At 52.1% G+C, this 16,132-nt stretch carries 14 protein-coding genes; 3 read left to right on the top strand and 11 right to left on the bottom strand.

Annotated features, from left to right (window positions below; all coding sequences use genetic code 11):
- Positions 1-42: 42 nt before the first annotated feature.
- Entirely contained in the window at positions 43-1,656 is a 1,614-nt protein-coding gene (mppA, locus tag HVZ39_RS12435; RefSeq protein WP_016153209.1) for a murein tripeptide ABC transporter substrate-binding protein MppA, read from the bottom strand.
- A 184-nt stretch (positions 1,657-1,840) separates the two neighbouring features.
- Between mppA and mpaA the strand changes: the two genes are divergently transcribed.
- Positions 1,841-2,569 (top strand): murein tripeptide amidase MpaA, encoded by a 729-nt coding sequence (gene mpaA, locus HVZ39_RS12430; RefSeq protein ID WP_046274548.1) that lies wholly within the window; start codon positions 1,841-1,843, stop codon positions 2,567-2,569.
- Here mpaA and ycjG read toward each other — a convergent pair.
- Positions 2,544-3,509 carry an L-Ala-D/L-Glu epimerase gene (gene ycjG, locus HVZ39_RS12425; RefSeq protein WP_016153211.1) on the bottom strand — a complete coding sequence of 322 codons (966 nt, stop codon included), beginning with the start codon at positions 3,507-3,509 and terminating at the stop codon, positions 2,544-2,546. The two genes, mpaA and ycjG, sit on opposite strands and share 26 nt — an antisense overlap.
- 115 nt (positions 3,510-3,624) lie before the next feature.
- Between ycjG and tpx the strand changes: the two genes are divergently transcribed.
- On the top strand, positions 3,625-4,131 hold the full coding sequence (gene tpx, locus HVZ39_RS12420; RefSeq protein WP_016153212.1) for a thiol peroxidase: 507 nt from the start codon (positions 3,625-3,627) through the stop codon (positions 4,129-4,131).
- 53 nt (positions 4,132-4,184) lie between these two features.
- On the opposite strand, the gene tyrR is transcribed toward tpx, so the two are convergent.
- The 4 genes from tyrR to pspE form a co-directional block, all read right to left on the bottom strand.
- Positions 4,185-5,729 (bottom strand): transcriptional regulator TyrR, encoded by a 1,545-nt coding sequence (tyrR, locus tag HVZ39_RS12415; protein WP_016153213.1) that lies wholly within the window; start codon positions 5,727-5,729, stop codon positions 4,185-4,187.
- Positions 5,730-5,876: 147 nt separating this feature from the next.
- The gene (locus tag HVZ39_RS12410) at positions 5,877-6,938 is read right to left on the bottom strand and encodes a YcjF family protein (RefSeq protein ID WP_016153214.1); all 1,062 of its coding nucleotides are present in this window, start codon (positions 6,936-6,938) and stop codon (positions 5,877-5,879) included.
- Positions 6,935-8,332 carry a YcjX family protein gene (locus HVZ39_RS12405; RefSeq protein ID WP_016153215.1) on the bottom strand — a complete coding sequence of 466 codons (1,398 nt, stop codon included), beginning with the start codon at positions 8,330-8,332 and terminating at the stop codon, positions 6,935-6,937. Before HVZ39_RS12405 ends, HVZ39_RS12410 begins: the two co-directional genes overlap by 4 nt.
- 142 nt (positions 8,333-8,474) lie before the next feature.
- Positions 8,475-8,792, bottom strand: coding sequence for a thiosulfate sulfurtransferase PspE (pspE, locus tag HVZ39_RS12400; RefSeq protein WP_016153216.1), 318 nt, complete (start codon positions 8,790-8,792; stop codon positions 8,475-8,477).
- Between the two features lie 228 nt (positions 8,793-9,020).
- Between pspE and HVZ39_RS12395 the strand changes: the two genes are divergently transcribed.
- On the top strand, positions 9,021-10,031 hold the full coding sequence (locus HVZ39_RS12395) for a LacI family DNA-binding transcriptional regulator (protein ID WP_181633696.1): 1,011 nt from the start codon (positions 9,021-9,023) through the stop codon (positions 10,029-10,031).
- 29 nt (positions 10,032-10,060) lie between these two features.
- On the opposite strand, the gene HVZ39_RS12390 is transcribed toward HVZ39_RS12395, so the two are convergent.
- The 5 genes from HVZ39_RS12390 to HVZ39_RS12370 all read right to left on the bottom strand — a co-directional run bounded on the left by HVZ39_RS12390 (position 10,061) and on the right by HVZ39_RS12370 (position 16,123).
- On the bottom strand, positions 10,061-10,966 hold the full coding sequence (locus tag HVZ39_RS12390; RefSeq protein ID WP_016156630.1) for an OmpG family monomeric porin: 906 nt from the start codon (positions 10,964-10,966) through the stop codon (positions 10,061-10,063).
- Positions 10,967-11,036: 70 nt separating this feature from the next.
- Positions 11,037-12,119, bottom strand: a complete 1,083-nt coding sequence (locus tag HVZ39_RS12385; protein ID WP_016153219.1) for an ABC transporter ATP-binding protein — start codon at positions 12,117-12,119, stop codon at positions 11,037-11,039.
- Between the two features lie 10 nt (positions 12,120-12,129).
- Positions 12,130-12,798, bottom strand: a complete 669-nt coding sequence (gene pgmB, locus HVZ39_RS12380) for a beta-phosphoglucomutase (RefSeq protein ID WP_181633664.1) — start codon at positions 12,796-12,798, stop codon at positions 12,130-12,132.
- Positions 12,795-15,071, bottom strand: coding sequence for a glycoside hydrolase family 65 protein (locus tag HVZ39_RS12375; protein ID WP_181633663.1), 2,277 nt, complete (start codon positions 15,069-15,071; stop codon positions 12,795-12,797). The genes pgmB and HVZ39_RS12375 overlap by 4 nt, the downstream gene beginning before the upstream one ends.
- A complete protein-coding gene (locus tag HVZ39_RS12370) occupies positions 15,068-16,123 on the bottom strand; it encodes a Gfo/Idh/MocA family oxidoreductase (RefSeq protein WP_181633662.1) in 1,056 nt (351 codons plus the stop codon). Before HVZ39_RS12370 ends, HVZ39_RS12375 begins: the two co-directional genes overlap by 4 nt.
- Positions 16,124-16,132: the final 9 nt, after the last annotated feature.

Below are 16,132 nucleotides of genomic sequence, written 5' to 3'. Positions count from 1 at the left end.
TCGGGAAATCGCCAATGCAACGTCCCGAACAGGCCAGCGATATCAGTGCTTCACAATATACATTGTGCGGCTATAAGCCACATCTTCAGGGTTAGTAATCGGATACCCTTTCAGCCACGGTTTAATTAAACGCCCATTGGTGTACTGATAAATCGGCGCAATGGGAGCCTGTTCCATCAGAATGTTCTCCGCAGCGTTATAATCAGCATTGCGTGCTTTCTGCGTATTCTCCAGGGTTGCCTGGGTCAACACTTTATCGTACGCCGGATTATTAAAGCGGGAGATATTGCCCGTATGGGTTGATGTTAATAGCGACAGGAACGTAGATGGCTCATTGTAATCGCCCACCCACGAGGCGCGGATCACATCAAAATTACCGGTATTGCGGCTATCGATATAGGTTTTCCACTCCTGGTTTTGCAGTTTCACGTCAACGCCGAGATTTTTCTTCCACATAGACGCGACAGCAATAGCAATCTTCTGATGATTTTCAGAGGTGTTATACAGCAGCGTCAGTTTAAGTGGTTTCTGTGGACCATAGCCCGCCGCACGCAGCAGCGTTTTCGCCTGAGCGTTCAGCTCTTCCTGACTCATTTGCTCAAACGGTGAAGGTTCCGGCACAAACCCTGCCGTTACATCCGGCGTAAAATGCCATGCGGGCTTTTCGCCGGTACCCAGAACTTTCTCCGCCATCAGGCGACGATCGATAGTCATGCTGAGCGCCAGGCGCACGCGTGAGTCGGCAGTCGGTCCCTTCTGGGTATTAAAGGCATAGTAGTAAGTGCCAAGCTGCGGCGGGGTATAAACCTGGCCCGGGATGTCCTTCAACAGTTTCTGATACATGTTTTTCGGGAACGACTCGGTAATATCGATATCACCAGCAAGATAGCGCTTGGTCGCTGCCGATTCCTGGTTAATAGGCAGGAAGGTGACTTTTTGCAGCACCGTTTTGGCGTTGTCCCAATAATGCGTGTTCGGCACAACGTCCAGTTTTTCGTTCACCACGCGATCTTTGAGCACATAAGCGCCGTTACCAATTAGATTACCCGGTTTGGTCCAATCTTTACCGCTCTCAACATTAGCTTTTTGTACTGGATAGAAAGCAAAACTCGCCGTCAGATTGGCAAACCATGGCAGCGGTTTATCAAGTTGGACCTTCAATGTACGCGCATCGATCGCGCTAACGCCGAGCTTATCTGGCGAGGCTTTTCCATCGATGATCGCCTGTGCGTTGTTAATACCCGCCAGCGCAGCAAACCAGGCAAACGGCGACAGCGTTTTCGGGTCAACCAGACGCTGCCAGCTATAGACAAAATCCTGCGCCGTTACCGGCGTACCATCTGCCCATTGCGCATTGTCGCGCAGCGTAAACGTCCAGATACGGTTATCGTTACTTTTCCACTGAGTGGCAACACCGGGCACAATCTCGCCCTTCTCATTCTGGTTGACCAGCCCTTCAAATAAATCACGAATAACCTGAATTTCAGGAAGCCCGACGGCCTTTGCCGGATCCAATGACGCCGGTTCGTCTTTGATATGACGCACCAGTTCTTGTTTTTCTGCCAGTACCGTTCCGCTGGGAACATCAGCAGCCCAGGATAATGAAATGCTGCTTACCAATAGCGCACAACAGGTTACTGAAACAGAATGCTGCATAAAATACCCTCAATTCCGGCTACTAAGTGAATGTGTAATTATTTGTATCGCCAGCAGGAAATGCAATTAACTTTCGACAAGGAAATAATATTACATCTGAAAAGATAAGTGTGTGAAAACGATTTGATTATCCATACATTTTGCACAACACTGCGAGTAACAATCCACGCATTCAGAGATGACTATGACCGTTACCCGACCCCGTGCCGAGCGCGGCGCATTCCCACCTGGAACCGAACATTACGGACGTTCATTATTAGGCGCGCCGCTAATCTGGTTTCCCGCAATGGCGGCCGATCGTGAAAGCGGTCTGATACTGGCAGGAACGCACGGCGACGAAAACGCATCGGTTGTCACCCTTTCCTGCGCATTGCGTACGCTTAATCCTTCCTTACGTCGTCACCATGTGGTGCTGGCGGTTAACCCTGACGGTTGCCAGCTCGGGCTGCGCGCAAATGCGAACGGAGTGGATCTAAACCGTAACTTTCCCGCTGCCAACTGGAAAGCGGGTGAAACGGTGTATCGCTGGAACAGCAGCGCAGAAGAACGCGATGTGGTGTTGTTGACCGGCGAAAATCCGGGCTCAGAACCAGAAACCCAGGCGCTGTGCCAGCTTATTCACCGAATTCATCCTGCGTGGGTGATCTCTTTTCACGATCCGCTGGCCTGTATTGAGGATCCCAGGCGCAGCGAATTAGGCGCGTGGCTGGCGCAGTCGTTTGAATTACCTCTCGTCACCAGCGTAGGTTATGAAACGCCCGGCTCATTTGGAAGCTGGTGCGCAGACCTGAACTTACACTGTATAACCGCCGAATTTCCGCCCATCTCTTCAGATGAAGCGAGCGAGAAATACCTGCTGGCCATGTCCAATCTCCTGCGCTGGCACCCTAGAGATGAAGTTGTCCGGTCGTAAAATGCAGGGCCGGCTCCGCGTCGCTGGCAAGCCAGGTAGGGCCATCAAGATCGGCAAAGTTAACCTGCGGCGTAAGGGGTAACGCCGCCCCAATCGCCCGGGAAGTACACAACATGCAGCCCAGCATTAGCGCAAATCCCTGCTCGCGGGCTTCGGTTGCCAGCGCCAGCGCCTCCGTCAGGCCGCCTGTTTTATCCAGTTTGATATTGACCATTTCATAGCGCCCGTGCAGCGCTTTCAGGCTGCTGCGGGTGTGGCAGCTTTCATCTGCGCAGATCGGCAGCGGATGCACAAAATTTTCCAACGCGGCATCGTCCTGCGCTGGCAGCGGCTGCTCCAGCATCGCCACCCCTAAATCAGCCAGCAGCTGGCAGCGCGCCGCCAGACCTTCTGCCCGCCAGGACTCATTGGCGTCGACAATAATCGTTGCATCAGGGACTGCGGCACGAATAGCAACCATCCGCTCGCTAATCAAGCGCGCATCCAGCTTAACTTTTAGCAGTTTCGCGCCATTTTCCCACAGTGCAGCCGCACTCACCGCCATTTGTTCCGGCGTGCCAATCACCACGGTTTGCGCCGTCGTCACCACTTCCGCCAGCTCACTTCCCACCAACTCTGCCAGTGACAGTTGCTGTTGACGCGCACTCAGATCCCACAACGCGCAGTCCACAGCATTACGCGCGGCTCCCGCTGGCAGCAGCTTTTGCAGCTCTTCACGCGTCAGTCCATTTTCCAGTTGTGGGGCAATGCTCATAATTTGCGCCAGCACTGAGGCATCGCTTTCACCATAGCGCGGATACGGTGTGCACTCGCCGATACCGGTGACGCCGTTTTCTGCCACTTCAACCACCACCACATGCGCTTCGGTTCTGCTCCCGCGGGCAATAACAAAGGGAGTGTGCAGCGGCCAGGCTTCCTCATATACCTTAACTGTTCTCATTTGCTTTCCTTAATGCAGTCCCTGAAGCGGATATCCGCAAATAGCGTTTGCCGTGTTAACTGCTGATGGCATAAACTAGCCTCGACGTTAACTATATGTAAACAGGAAGATAACCATGTCACAAACCGTTCATTTCCAGGGCAACCCGGTTACAGTTGCCGGCTCAATTCCTCAGGCTGGAAGCAAAGCTCAGGCTTTTACCCTTGTGGCTAAAGATCTGTCTGACGTTACGCTGGGCCAGTTCGCAGGCAAGCGCAAAGTGCTGAATATTTTCCCAAGCATCGATACCGGCGTTTGTGCGGCATCGGTACGTAAGTTTAACCAACTGGCGACAGAAATCGACAATACCGTCGTACTGTGCATTTCGGCCGACCTGCCATTCGCCCATTCACGTTTTTGCGGCGCGGAAGGTCTGAGCAACGTTATCACGCTGTCCACCCTGCGCAACGCAGAATTTCTGAAAAACTACGGCGTAGAAATCGCTGAAGGCCCACTGAAAGGTCTGGCCGCACGTGCCGTGGTCGTTATTGATGAAAATGACAACGTCGTTTTCAGCCAACTGGTCAATGAAATCACCAACGAGCCAGACTACACTGCTGCGCTGGACGTACTGAAAGCTTAAGCCACGTCTGCATACAAAAATGCCTCCGCAGGGAGGCATTTTCATTTATCGCGTTACTCTTCGCTTTTTTTCTGCTGGCTCAGGCCGTATTCACGCAATTTGTTGGCAATCGCGGTGTGCGAAACGCCGAGGCGCTTGGCCAGTTTACGCGTGCTGGGATAATTCATATAAAGCTGCGTCAGCACAGAGCGTTCAAAGCGGCTGGTAATTTCATCCAGCGATCCTTCCATCACCTCTTCTCCGACCGCAACCGTTGCCGCATCGTAATCCGGCAGTAAAATATCCTGCGGCCGCAGCTCATAGCCTTCAAGCTGGGTCAGCGCCCGGTAGATGGCATTTTTAAGCTGACGCACGTTGCCCGGCCAACCGTAACGGGTTAACACCGTGCTGAGATCGGCAGACAACTTCGGACGCGGCACGCCCTGCTCGTCGGCGAAGCGCGCCACAAACAGTTCGGTAAGCGGCATAATATCCTGCGGGCAATCGCGTAGCGGCGGCAGATTTAGCGTCAGTACATTCAGTCGATAATAGAGATCTTCACGGAAAAGCCCTTTCTGCACCATTTCCACAAGGTTCTTTTGCGTCGCGCAAATCACGCGGACATCAACATGAACTTCGTGATCTTCTCCCACGCGGCGGAACGTGCCGTCATTGAGAAAACGCAGCAATTTGGTCTGCATACGCGGCGACATTTCACCAATTTCATCTAACAGAACCGAGCCGCCATTCGCCTGCTCAAAGAAGCCTTTTTTGCCTTCCGGGGCATGGCCAAACAGCTCACTTTCGACCGCATCCTCAGGAATTGACGCGCAGTTCAGCGCCAGATACGGCTTCGACGCACGCGGGCTTGCCAGGTGGCAGGCATGGGCAAAGAGATCTTTGCCGGTGCCGGTATTACCGGTAATCAGCAGCGGCGCACTCAGTGTCGCCAGCTTACGCGCCTGTTCCACTACGTGTTTCATTTTGGCGCTGACGGCAATAATCTGGCTAAACGCGCTCAAATCCTGCGTAGTCATATTTTGCAGCTGACGCCCCATCCGGATGGTGGAGCGCAGCATGACAACAGCACCGGTCAGCATCTGCTCCTGATTTTCACCCTGCAAATGGACAGGCGTAATCTCCATCAGGAAGTTCTGTCCGTTAATTACGACATGCTCGCTATGAGAATCCTGCGGATTGCTTTCAAGCCAGCGCTGGAAGTTAAACCCATTGATTAACTGGGCGGCGGTATGATTGCGCATCCGATCCTGAGTGTGCGCGAAAAGCTGACAGCTCGCAGGGTTCGCCATCTCGATTTTGCTTTTCATATCCAGAGAAAGGACCGGTTCTGGTAACGCCTCAAGCAGCGCACTCAACGCAAGATGTTCTCGTTCGGAAGGCATCCAGGGCACGGTACGCACATCCGTAACCCCTGAAATACGGCGGATTTCAGCCATCAGACTACTGAAGTTGGTGAACTCCAGTTCCGCAAAATTGAGGTAAATCCGCCCGATGGGGTCAATCTCGATACCGCGTAAATCAATGCTTCTCAGCACCAGTAAATCGAGCAATTCGCGGGTCAGACCAAGTCGGTCTTCACAAAAGACTTCCAAACGCATAGGAACCTTCACCTGGACAAGGGATTATGTATTAAATGATAAGACAGTATTGGGTTTGCAGGAAGAACTCTGTCAACAAATATTGACAGCTCGCTGGAAAATCAGGCGCCGGGACGTAAAGTTAAACGACTGGCGCCCAATTTTTAGCTAACTTTCGCGCGGAGATTTGTTCTTTTGTAAGGTTTCTTTCACCTGACCAATTAGTTGACGGCGAAAATCGCCCAGTCGTGGCTTATCGTCATCGATCCACGGCAGCGGTCGGCAAAGTTCCATGGCTTTAATACCCAGACGCGCCGTTAATAACCCCGCGCCAATACCCTGCGCGGCACGCGTCGATAAGCGGGCGGCTAAATCCTGCGACATCCAGTCCATTCCCACTTCCCGCACCAGCTCACTGGCCCCGGCAAAAGCGATATTTAGCAGCACCAGGCGGAACAAACGCAGGCGGCTGTAATAACCGAGTTCAATGCCATACAGCGATGCGATGCGATTAATCAGCCGCAGGTTTCGCCAGGCAATAAACGCCATATCCACCAATGCCAGCGGACTGACGGCAATCATCAGCGTGGACTCCGCCGCTGAACGGCTAATCTCACGTCGGGCCTGCGCGTCCAGCACCGGCTGCACAAGATGAGCATACAGGCTGACGACTTCGCGATCGTTCTGCGTTTCATGAATTGAGGCATACCAGCGCTGTAGCGCCGGATGGGACTGATCAATACCCGCCTGCTGCGCCAGCTTTTCACAAAATGCACGACCTTTTCCGGTTCCATGGCTGTGGAGCAGATCTCGCGCTTCATCACGCTCGTGCGCACGCTGGCGCAAACGCCATAGCCGACGCCACTCGGTCGCAACCGATCCGACACCTGCGCCGATAATCAATGCGCCAGCGGCACATCCTCCCAGCGCAACCCAGTCCTGAGTCTGCCAGGCGTTCATGGTCCATTGTACGCCCTGAGCGACAACGCTCGCGCCAAACAGCGCCAACCCGCCCATTACCATTTTGCGCCACAAACTGCGTTTGGGGCGTAGGGCCGCATCAATGACGGCCTCAGCCTGACCTTCGTCTTGCAGAGGTTCATCCACTGTCGCCGGAGAAAAAGTCTGCGCCTCTGTTTCGTTGAACATCTGCTGCGCTTTAAACGCCGCGTTTTGTTCCACGTCCAGCGGACCTGAGAAATCGATACGCGGTTTTAACGGCTCGCTCATCGCAATTTATCTCCTATTAAAAACTCCATCGCGGCATCAAGACGAATATGCGGTAAGGGTTTATCAACATCCATAACCTGCGGGCGAAACGCCTCAAACTGAAAGCCCTGGCTGTCCCAGAATGCTTGTCCAGGTAAACGCGCGGGCACTTCCCCCGGATAAACGGTTAGCGGTTCACCATCGCTCAGACGATGACCACGCAGCGCCGGGATCTTTTCGCCTTTCACATCGATCAGGCCGCTGGTGGTTGCCTGTACTGATGCCAGTCCCAGACAATCCATGCTGATACCTTCGAACGCAGCGTTTTGCCAGGCGTCCTGGATCAACTGCTGCAATAACGACACCATATTGGCGTGCTGATCGACCGTGACGTGGTCGGCTTTGGTGGCGGCAAACAGCAGTTTGTCGATAACCGGGGAAAACAGCCGACGAAACAGCGTACGCTGTCCGTAATGGAAGCTTTGCATCAGTTGGGTGAGTGCCAGACGCATGTCGTTAAACGCCTGTGGCCCGCTGTTGAGCGGTTGCAAACAATCGACCAGCACAATCTGACGGTCAAAGCGCAGGAAGTGATTCTTATAAAATCCCTTCACGACTTTTTCACAGTAATAATTAAACCTGTCGCGCAGCATGCCCGCATTGGTGTGTTTGTCAGCCTGCGCCAGCTTCGATTCCCCCCAGGCATCAACGTCCGGCCACGGGAAGAACTGCAGCGCAGGCGCGCCCGCCATATCTCCAGGCAGAACAAAACGGCCCGGCTGAATAAAATGCAGTCCCTGCTGCTTGCACTGGTGCAGATACTCCGTCCAGGCGGCAGCGATTTCCGCCAGACGGTTTTCATCAGCAGGCGCCAGCGGATCCAACCCCTGGCATAACTGCCGCCATCTTGCCGACCATTCGCCCCGCTGTCCCTGTAATAATCCGGTCATTTGCCGCGACCAGCTGAGATAATCCTGGGCCAGCATCGGTAAATCGAGCAGCCACTCCCCCGGATAATCGACGATTTCCAGGTACAGCGTGGAGGTGTCTTTAAAGTGGCGCAGTAAAGAATCATTGGATTTGTAGCGCAGCGCGAGGCGTATTTCACTCACACCGCGCGTAGGTGTCGGCCAGGTCGGCGGAGAGCCATACAGCTGCGCCAGTCCCTCATCATAGGTAAAGCGCGGAATACCAAAATCGCGTTGTGGAACCCGTTTAACGCCGAGCAGACGCTCTTCGCGCACGCAACTGAGCAACGGCAGACGCGCACCGGCATGAATATTGAGTAACTGGTTTACCATCGCGGTGATAAATGCCGTCTTACCGCTACGGCTAAGTCCGGTGACAGCCAGGCGCAAATGCCGGTCTACGCCGCGATTAACCAGCGAATTGAGTTCATTTTTAAGTCGCTTCATCGCCATCCCGTTTTGCTGAAGGAACCGAAGAAATTATAACAAACAGGAAGTAAAGATAGGGGTCAATTCTTATTTATCAACTACCTGAGCTGTAACAGGCGGCATTATTCTTACCGCCTGGAGCAGAAGGAATGCGAGCGGTTTATTGATTCTCTACTTTAGGAAGCGCTATCTGATTGATGCCACCTTCGTTGGTCACCTGCGTGTAGCCCATTTCCGTCAACATATCCTTCGCCTGCCCCGATTGACGCCCGGAGTTACAGTAAAGCTTCACGGTGTCGGTCTTATCAGGAACTTCAGCAGCGATACGCGCCTTCATCTCTTTTAATGGAATGTTGACCGCTCCCTGAATATGCTGCTGTTGATACTGTTCAGGAACGCGAACATCAATCCAGTGCTCGGCTGCAAAAACCGGCATGCCGATGACCAGTGCCAACGCTAATACGCCTTTTTTCAACATAATATCTTCCTGACTGAGAGTTGGATTTAACCAACACACTATACGCCAGTTCTTAAGAAAATATTGCGATCGCATTATCACCCTCTGCACCCGCGGACGAGACTTCCTCTGGTTGCGCATACTGCGGTTAGTTTTTTGATTTTTCTGCCCGCATTCCGATATTGTTGTCATTCGCCAATTAACTCCATAATATGTTCGCCATTGACTCTCGGACGGAGCTTGGGATCTATGTCTCCTACCATTTATGATATTGCACGAGCCGCTGGCGTATCAAAATCCACGGTGTCGCGCGTGCTTAATAAGCAAACCAATATCTCGCCGGAAGCGCTTGAAAAAGTGCTGCGTGCTATTGATGAGTTACAGTATCAGCCCAATAAACTTGCTCGCGCACTCACCTCTTCCGGGTTTGATGCAATAATGGTGATATCTACCCGTTCAGCAAAAACAACCGCCGGTAATCCGTTTTTCTCTGAAGTGCTGCATGCTATTACTGCCAAGGCTGAAGAGGTCGGTTTTGATGTCATATTACAGACGTCGCGAAGCACTGAAGATGATTTACAAAAATGTGAGAGCAAAATTAAGCAGAAATTGATCAAAGGTATCATTATGCTGAGCTCTCCCGCAGATGAATCTTTTTTTGCGAGGCTGGATAAATACAACGTACCGGTCGTGGTTATTGGAAAGGTTGAAGGCGATTACGCCAATGTCTATTCTGTAGACACAGATAATTATCGCGACAGCATTACGCTAACTGATGCGCTGATTGAGAGTGGACACCGTAATATAGCCTGTTTGCACGCGCCGCTTGATGTTCATGTTTCTATCGATCGCGTTAACGGATATAAAACCAGCCTTCAGGCGCATAATATTAAAATGCGCGATGAATGGATTGTTGACGGGGGCTATACCCATGAAACAGCCCTGCTTGCTTCACGAAAATTACTGAGTCAGCAGCCGTTGCCCGACGCCGTATTTGCCACCGACAGCTTGAAATTAATGAGCTTATATCGCGTGGCGGCTGAGAAAAATATAATCATCCCACAACAACTTGCCGTTGTGGGCTACAGTAATGAGCTGTTGTCTTTTATGCTCACGCCCGTTCCTGGGGGAATTGATGTGCCTACCCAGCAGTTGGGTGAACAAAGCTGTAATTTATTATTTAACCTGATTGCGGGCGAGAAAGGATTACAAAATATCACGGTGAGCACACAAATATCGCTGGCCGACTCACTGGTGTAAAAACTGGGGCATACATGCCCCAGTATATTTTAGAATGCGTAGTTCACGCCTATACCAGCATAATGGAATCTGTCGCTTTCGCCTTCGTCGTGATCTTCCCACTCATAGGCATACTCCAGTGACATTGATAAACCATTCTGGAAATCATATGCATACAGTAAACCGAGACGATTGAAATTATGGCCTTCACGTTCCGGATCATCTCGCCAGTCCCAGTTTGACCAGCGATCAAGCCCCAGACGGGTATACGGCGTCAGGGTGGTATTGCCTAAAGACAACGGTAAATATGCACGAATTTCCTGGGTTGAGAACTCACCATTATTGCGCGAATCAGCCAGATTAAAGCCGCGCTCAAGGTAATAGTTGACCGTTAAGCCCACCGTTTCGTTAAACCTGTAATTCAGACCGGTCTCGCTTTCGACACGACTATCGGAGTAGCCAGTAGTATTCAAATCATTAACGAATTGATACATCGACAGCCAACCGCTAAAGCGCAGGTCGTCGGTCAGTTTAACATCCCAGTCCGGCTGAACTTTCCAACGCTGCATATTAGCGGTGTCGTTTCCTGGTTCATTGACATAGTGATAACCGTAATTACGGAAGCCACCGGTCAAACCGAAATTAACATCCTCACTTTCCAGAAATTGATAGCGGATTTCCAGTTCCGGACGATCAAACCAGGTACCACGCTTACCTTCGCTGTAATCAACCGGTCCTTCCTGATAATAGGCCAGCGATATTTTCCACGGCCCATTAGAGGCATTGAAATAGACGGACGGCTCAGCCAGTCCATCCATATCTTCGCCCTGACCTTCAACGTTTTCTATTTCGTACATAGCACCAATATTAAAGTGCCAGTCATTATTTTCAGCAGCCTGCGCGCAGGCCATTCCTGCGCTCATAATCAGCGCAGTAGCGGACAGTAGGGTTTTCATTATTATTCCTTGTTAAAATACTCGCAAAAATGCCCCAAGGCTTGGGGGGGATTTATCCCCCCCCGGAATTTTATTGAATAGCCACTTCAGTTTCAGCATCAAAGAAATGGCATTTCGCCATATCAAAATGAATAGTGATATTTTCTCCTGCATGATAATCATTCACTGCCCCAGCACGGACCACCAACTCATGCCCCCCAACAATGGTATAAAGCATAAATTCAGCGCCGGTTAATTCTGCAACGCTAATTTTTGCCGATATACTATTTTCATTATTAAGCTGCGGGTGTATATCTTCAGGACGAATTCCCAGAGTGACCGCCTGATGTTCATAACCCTGCGCTTTTAATTGTGCTAATTTATTTTGTGGAATCGTTAATTTCAGTGTTTCAGTAACAAACTTATCACCATCAATCGCGCCACGAATAAAGTTCATGGCCGGTGAGCCAATAAATCCGGCGACAAACATATTGGCCGGGTGGTTATAAACCGTTTTCGGCGCACCAACCTGCTGAACAATGCCATCCTTCATAATCACAATACGCGTCGCCATAGTCATGGCTTCGGTTTGATCGTGGGTAACATAGATCATGGTGGTATTGAGTTTCTGATGCAGTTTGCTAATTTCAGCCCGCATCTGAACGCGAAGTTTGGCATCGAGATTCGATAAGGGTTCATCCATCAGGAAGACCCCCGCTTCACGTACAATCGCACGCCCCAGCGCCACACGCTGACGCTGACCACCGGATAACGCGCCGGGTTTACGCTGCAGATAATCGCGCAGGCCAAGGATCTGCGCCGCCCAGTTGACGCGCTCCTCAATCACAGCAGGCGCTATTTTCTGCATTTTCAGACCAAACGCCATGTTGTCATAGACGGTCATGTGTGGGTACAACGCGTAGTTCTGAAAAACCATCGCAATGTTGCGTGATTTCGCCGGCACATCGTTCATCCGTTTACCGTCAATCAGCAGATCGCCGCCGCTGATCTCCTCCAGACCGGCGATCATGCGTAACGTAGTTGACTTCCCGCAGCCGGAAGGTCCAACAAAAACAATAAACTCTTTATCTTCAATTTCCAGATTGAAGTCTTTAACGACGTGTACCTGGTTGTCGTAAATTTTTTGAATGTGTTGCAACGAAAGCTGTGCCATGTTGAATCCTTTACTTGTCGTGTTGCCAGAAAGCCGATAAGCACGGCCACGTCAGAAATTCGGTTGTCGGAAGCAGCAAGTCTGCCCCATTCAGCCCTTTACCGATGCCGACAGAAAGCATGCCGCAGGCGTTGATTGCATCAATTCCCGCTTGTGCGTCTTCTATGCCAATACATTGTTGCGGGTCAACGCCAAGACCCGCGCAGGCTGCCAGGAAAATTTCCGGATCCGGTTTCGAGCGGGTGATCAATGCCGCATCCGCACAAAAATCAAAGCAAGAGCTAAGATTAAGCGCTTGTAAAATAGCCGGGGCATTGCGCGACACAGAGGCCAACCCCACCGGAATCCGTTCTTCCCGCAACGTCATCAACAGCTCACGTATTCCCGGTAATACCGAGTTAACCGTCAGCTGGCGCAAAGAATGGACATACAGTCTGTTTTTTCTCTCGGCCAATTGTGCGCAGGCCTCGGGAGAAAACACCCCCGCCTTCCCACCATGGTGCAAAATACGCTGTAGTGATTCGCCGCGACTAATCCCTTTCAGGCTGTCATTAAATGCTTCGTCGATCACAATCCCTATTTCATCGGCTACCTGCCGCCAGGCCAGAAAATGCAGATGTGCGGTATCGGTAATCACGCCATCCAAATCAAAAATGATGGCCTGTGGTTTGAGTATCATTCATCGCCCCTTTTTGTGGTAGCGGTCCCATAAGCGGGCGAAATAATGGCGGCATTGCGGATTACGGTTTCCCCCTGCACGGAGACCTTTTCACCATTGACCCAAAGGACAATCTGCTCAGTGCTGTTAATACGGATTTCAGCCGCATTAATGATTACCTGCATATCGATGCCCTGCCAGCGCAGCGGGAAACACAGCGTTTGCCAATGAGCCGGTAAGGCAGGAGCAAGGTGTAACTCCCCGTGGCGAATATTCACGCCGGCAAATCCCTGGATTGCGCCCAGCCAGATGGCGCCCGTTGCCGCAGCATGAATGCCGTCATCGCAGCTATGTGGGTCCTCCCCGAGATCGATAAGCGATCCTTCACGCCAGAACCGATAGCCCTGTGCCGGATCACCGCAACGCGCTGCCACAATCCCGTGGATCGCTTTACTCAACGAGGAGTCATGAATTGTGCGCGGCTCGTAAAAGCGCAGGTTTGCCAGACAGGTTTGCGGGCAAAATTGCTCCGGTAACATGTAGGTCAGCATCACCACATCGGCCTGTTTGAGAATTTGCATCTCATTGACTTCTGCACGGGAGTAATCGAGCAAAATCGTCTGCTTGCCCGCTTTGGCTTTGTACTGTGACAGATCGATAGCCGGTTTACTCAGGAAGGTATCGTCCTGAGGTAGCACGCCATCGGGCTGAACTTCCGGTCGCCAGAGATGCTGTAAAAAATACTCTGCGCGGTGAATAAACGTCTCATCACCGCAGCCCAACCGACGAGCAAAACCCAGCGCCTGTTCCACGTTGTACCAGGCCATGTAGTTGGTGAACGCGTTGTTGTTCACATGCTCAGTGTATTCATCCGGGCCAATCACATCGTGGATCTCTAAACGATCATTAACCATGACCGCCCTGCTGATCCAGAACTTCGCCGTTTCCAGCAGCAGCGTCATTCCCTCACGGGACATGAAGTTTAGATCCCCTGAGGCATGCCAGTAATTGATTACCGCCCAGGCAATATCCGCCACGAGGTGATGTTCAGCCTGCGCGGAGGCCACTTTCTGACGCAGTCCGGTACGGATGTTGATCGCCGCAAATTCAGGCGTTTCCTCATCACCGCTGCGAGCGCTTTCCCACGGGAAAAGCGCTCCCTGCCAACCGTTACGGCGGGCTTTCTCACGCGCCCCCGACAGATTATGCCAGCGGTAACGCAACAAACTTCTCGCGGTTTTCGGCTCGGTAAAGAGATGAAACGGTAACAGAAAGACCTCGGTATCCCAGAATATGTGGCCTTTATACCCTTCCCCCGTCAGACCTTTGGCCGCAATACTGCTGCGCTCATCGTGGTCAGGAGTCATCACACGCAGATGATAGAGCGCATAGTCCAGCGCTCGCTGATCGCTGGCATCAGTGCTGGTGACCTGAACGCGACGATTTTGCCACCAGGCATGCCAGTTAGCAGCCGACTCAGCCAGCAGAGCGTCATAGCCTTGCTGCGCGCACGCTTCCAGGTTGCGCAGCGACTGGCGTCCCCAGGTCTCAAGCGACAGGCTGCGTTCGCTCGCCCAGTCTACCCAGCTAATTTTTGTCAGCGTGACGCGCTGTCCGGCTTTCGCCTGCACGCTGTTGTGTTGTAACAACCGACGTTCTTTCGCCGTGAAGCAGCGCTGCGCTGCACCATCTACATCGCAATACGTGGTGATAGCGATATCATTGCGGTTGTCCTGGGTGGTGTAAATCCCTTGCATAAGATGCTGGCCAAAGACCCGGACCTGCGTTTCATCCAAATGCTGACGACCATGATTGGTCATCGTGGCGTCAATTCCGGTCGAGATACCAATGCTGGCATCGCCATCCAGTGGCGTGACGACAACTTCCATAGCAAACAGCGGCAGCTTTTGTGCCGAGACAAATCGCCGGCTCTCAATGGTAAAACGCGCCCCGCCAGACGCACGCCAGGTAAGCGCACGGCGTAATTCCCCACTGGCAAAATCCAGTTCACGTTGCCAGCTTTCGATAACGCCGCTGGTGAGCGAGAAAATCTCACCATTGAGTGAAATCTCCACCCCCACCACATCAGGCAGATTAACCAGTTCATTAATCTCGCCTTTCCCTGCCCGGTGATACAGTCCAGCAAGGTACATGCCGCGAGTTTGTAAGGTGTAGGCTTCCTCGTGGCTGGCGCGAATCCCCATATAACCGTTACCGGTCGTCATGAGTGACGCATATTTATTCAGGTTGTGTGGGCAAAAAGCCGGTTCAGTTAGCATTACTGGCCTCGTCATAAGTCTACGTAGGTCCCTGTTTCAGCCGATTGATACAGTGCGGCAACCAGTTGTTGAACAACGACGCCTTGCTCTGCGTCAGCAATAGTGACAGGCTCGCCCTGGACATGATTCACAAAAGCTTCCATGCTGCGATAATGACGATTGTCATCGGCCATTTCGCGCTGAAGCAGTACGTCAAGCGTCCCCTCACGATCGGTATAAACCTGGGCCGGGAATAACGTCGCCCCTGCCAGATCGCCGCAGAAATTAACGTTCATAATCGATTGTTCCGGGATATTCAGCGCAAAAGAGGTTTCCAGTCGCAGGATACCGCCGTTATGAAATTCAATCGTCCCGAACAGAGAATCCTCCACGGTATACGTCTCGGGATCCCATTTCCCAAACTGGCCGCTGTTTTTACGCGTGCCAATGCGTTGATAACTGTGTGCGTTAACGCGCTTTACTGCCGGAAACCCCAGCACATACATGGCGGCATCAAGCATATGGATGCCGAGATCAATCAGCGGCCCGCCGCCCTGCAGTTCTTTGTTGGTAAATACCCCCCAGCCGGGCACGCCGCAGCGGCGCAAAGCGCGGACATTGGTGACATAGATTTCACCCAGCACACCGGCCATCACCTGCTCACGAAGCAGCTGCGTATCCAGTGCGAAACGATGATGAAAATCATAAGCCAGAACTTTCCCCATTCGACGCGCCGTGTTACACATTTCCAGCGCCTCGGCTGGCGTCATCGCCGGAGGTTTCTCACACATCACATGGCATCCGGCGTTCAGCGCCAACATAGTGTGTTCATAATGAAAACGATTGGGTGAACAGATGCTGACGATATCTGGCTTAGCCTCGCGTAGCATCGTCTGAGGATCGTCCCAAACCTGCGGATTGCCGTATTTCTCTGCCAACGCCTGTGCCTGTGACAGGCGGCTGTCACAGACAGCCACCAGTTCCAGATCGTTGCGGGTGCAGTAGTACGAAGCATGAACTTTATTCGCCACCTGCCCGGCGCCGATAATGGCGATGCGTAGCGGAGAGCTTGTCAGTGCACTTTTCACAGAAATCCT

It is taken from the genome of Citrobacter sp. RHB35-C21, assembly GCF_013816515.1.
Taxonomy (GTDB): Bacteria; Pseudomonadota; Gammaproteobacteria; order Enterobacterales; family Enterobacteriaceae; genus Citrobacter; species Citrobacter braakii.
The sequence above is the reverse complement of the archived record's forward strand: the minus strand, read 5'-3'. Positions and strand labels throughout refer to the sequence as shown.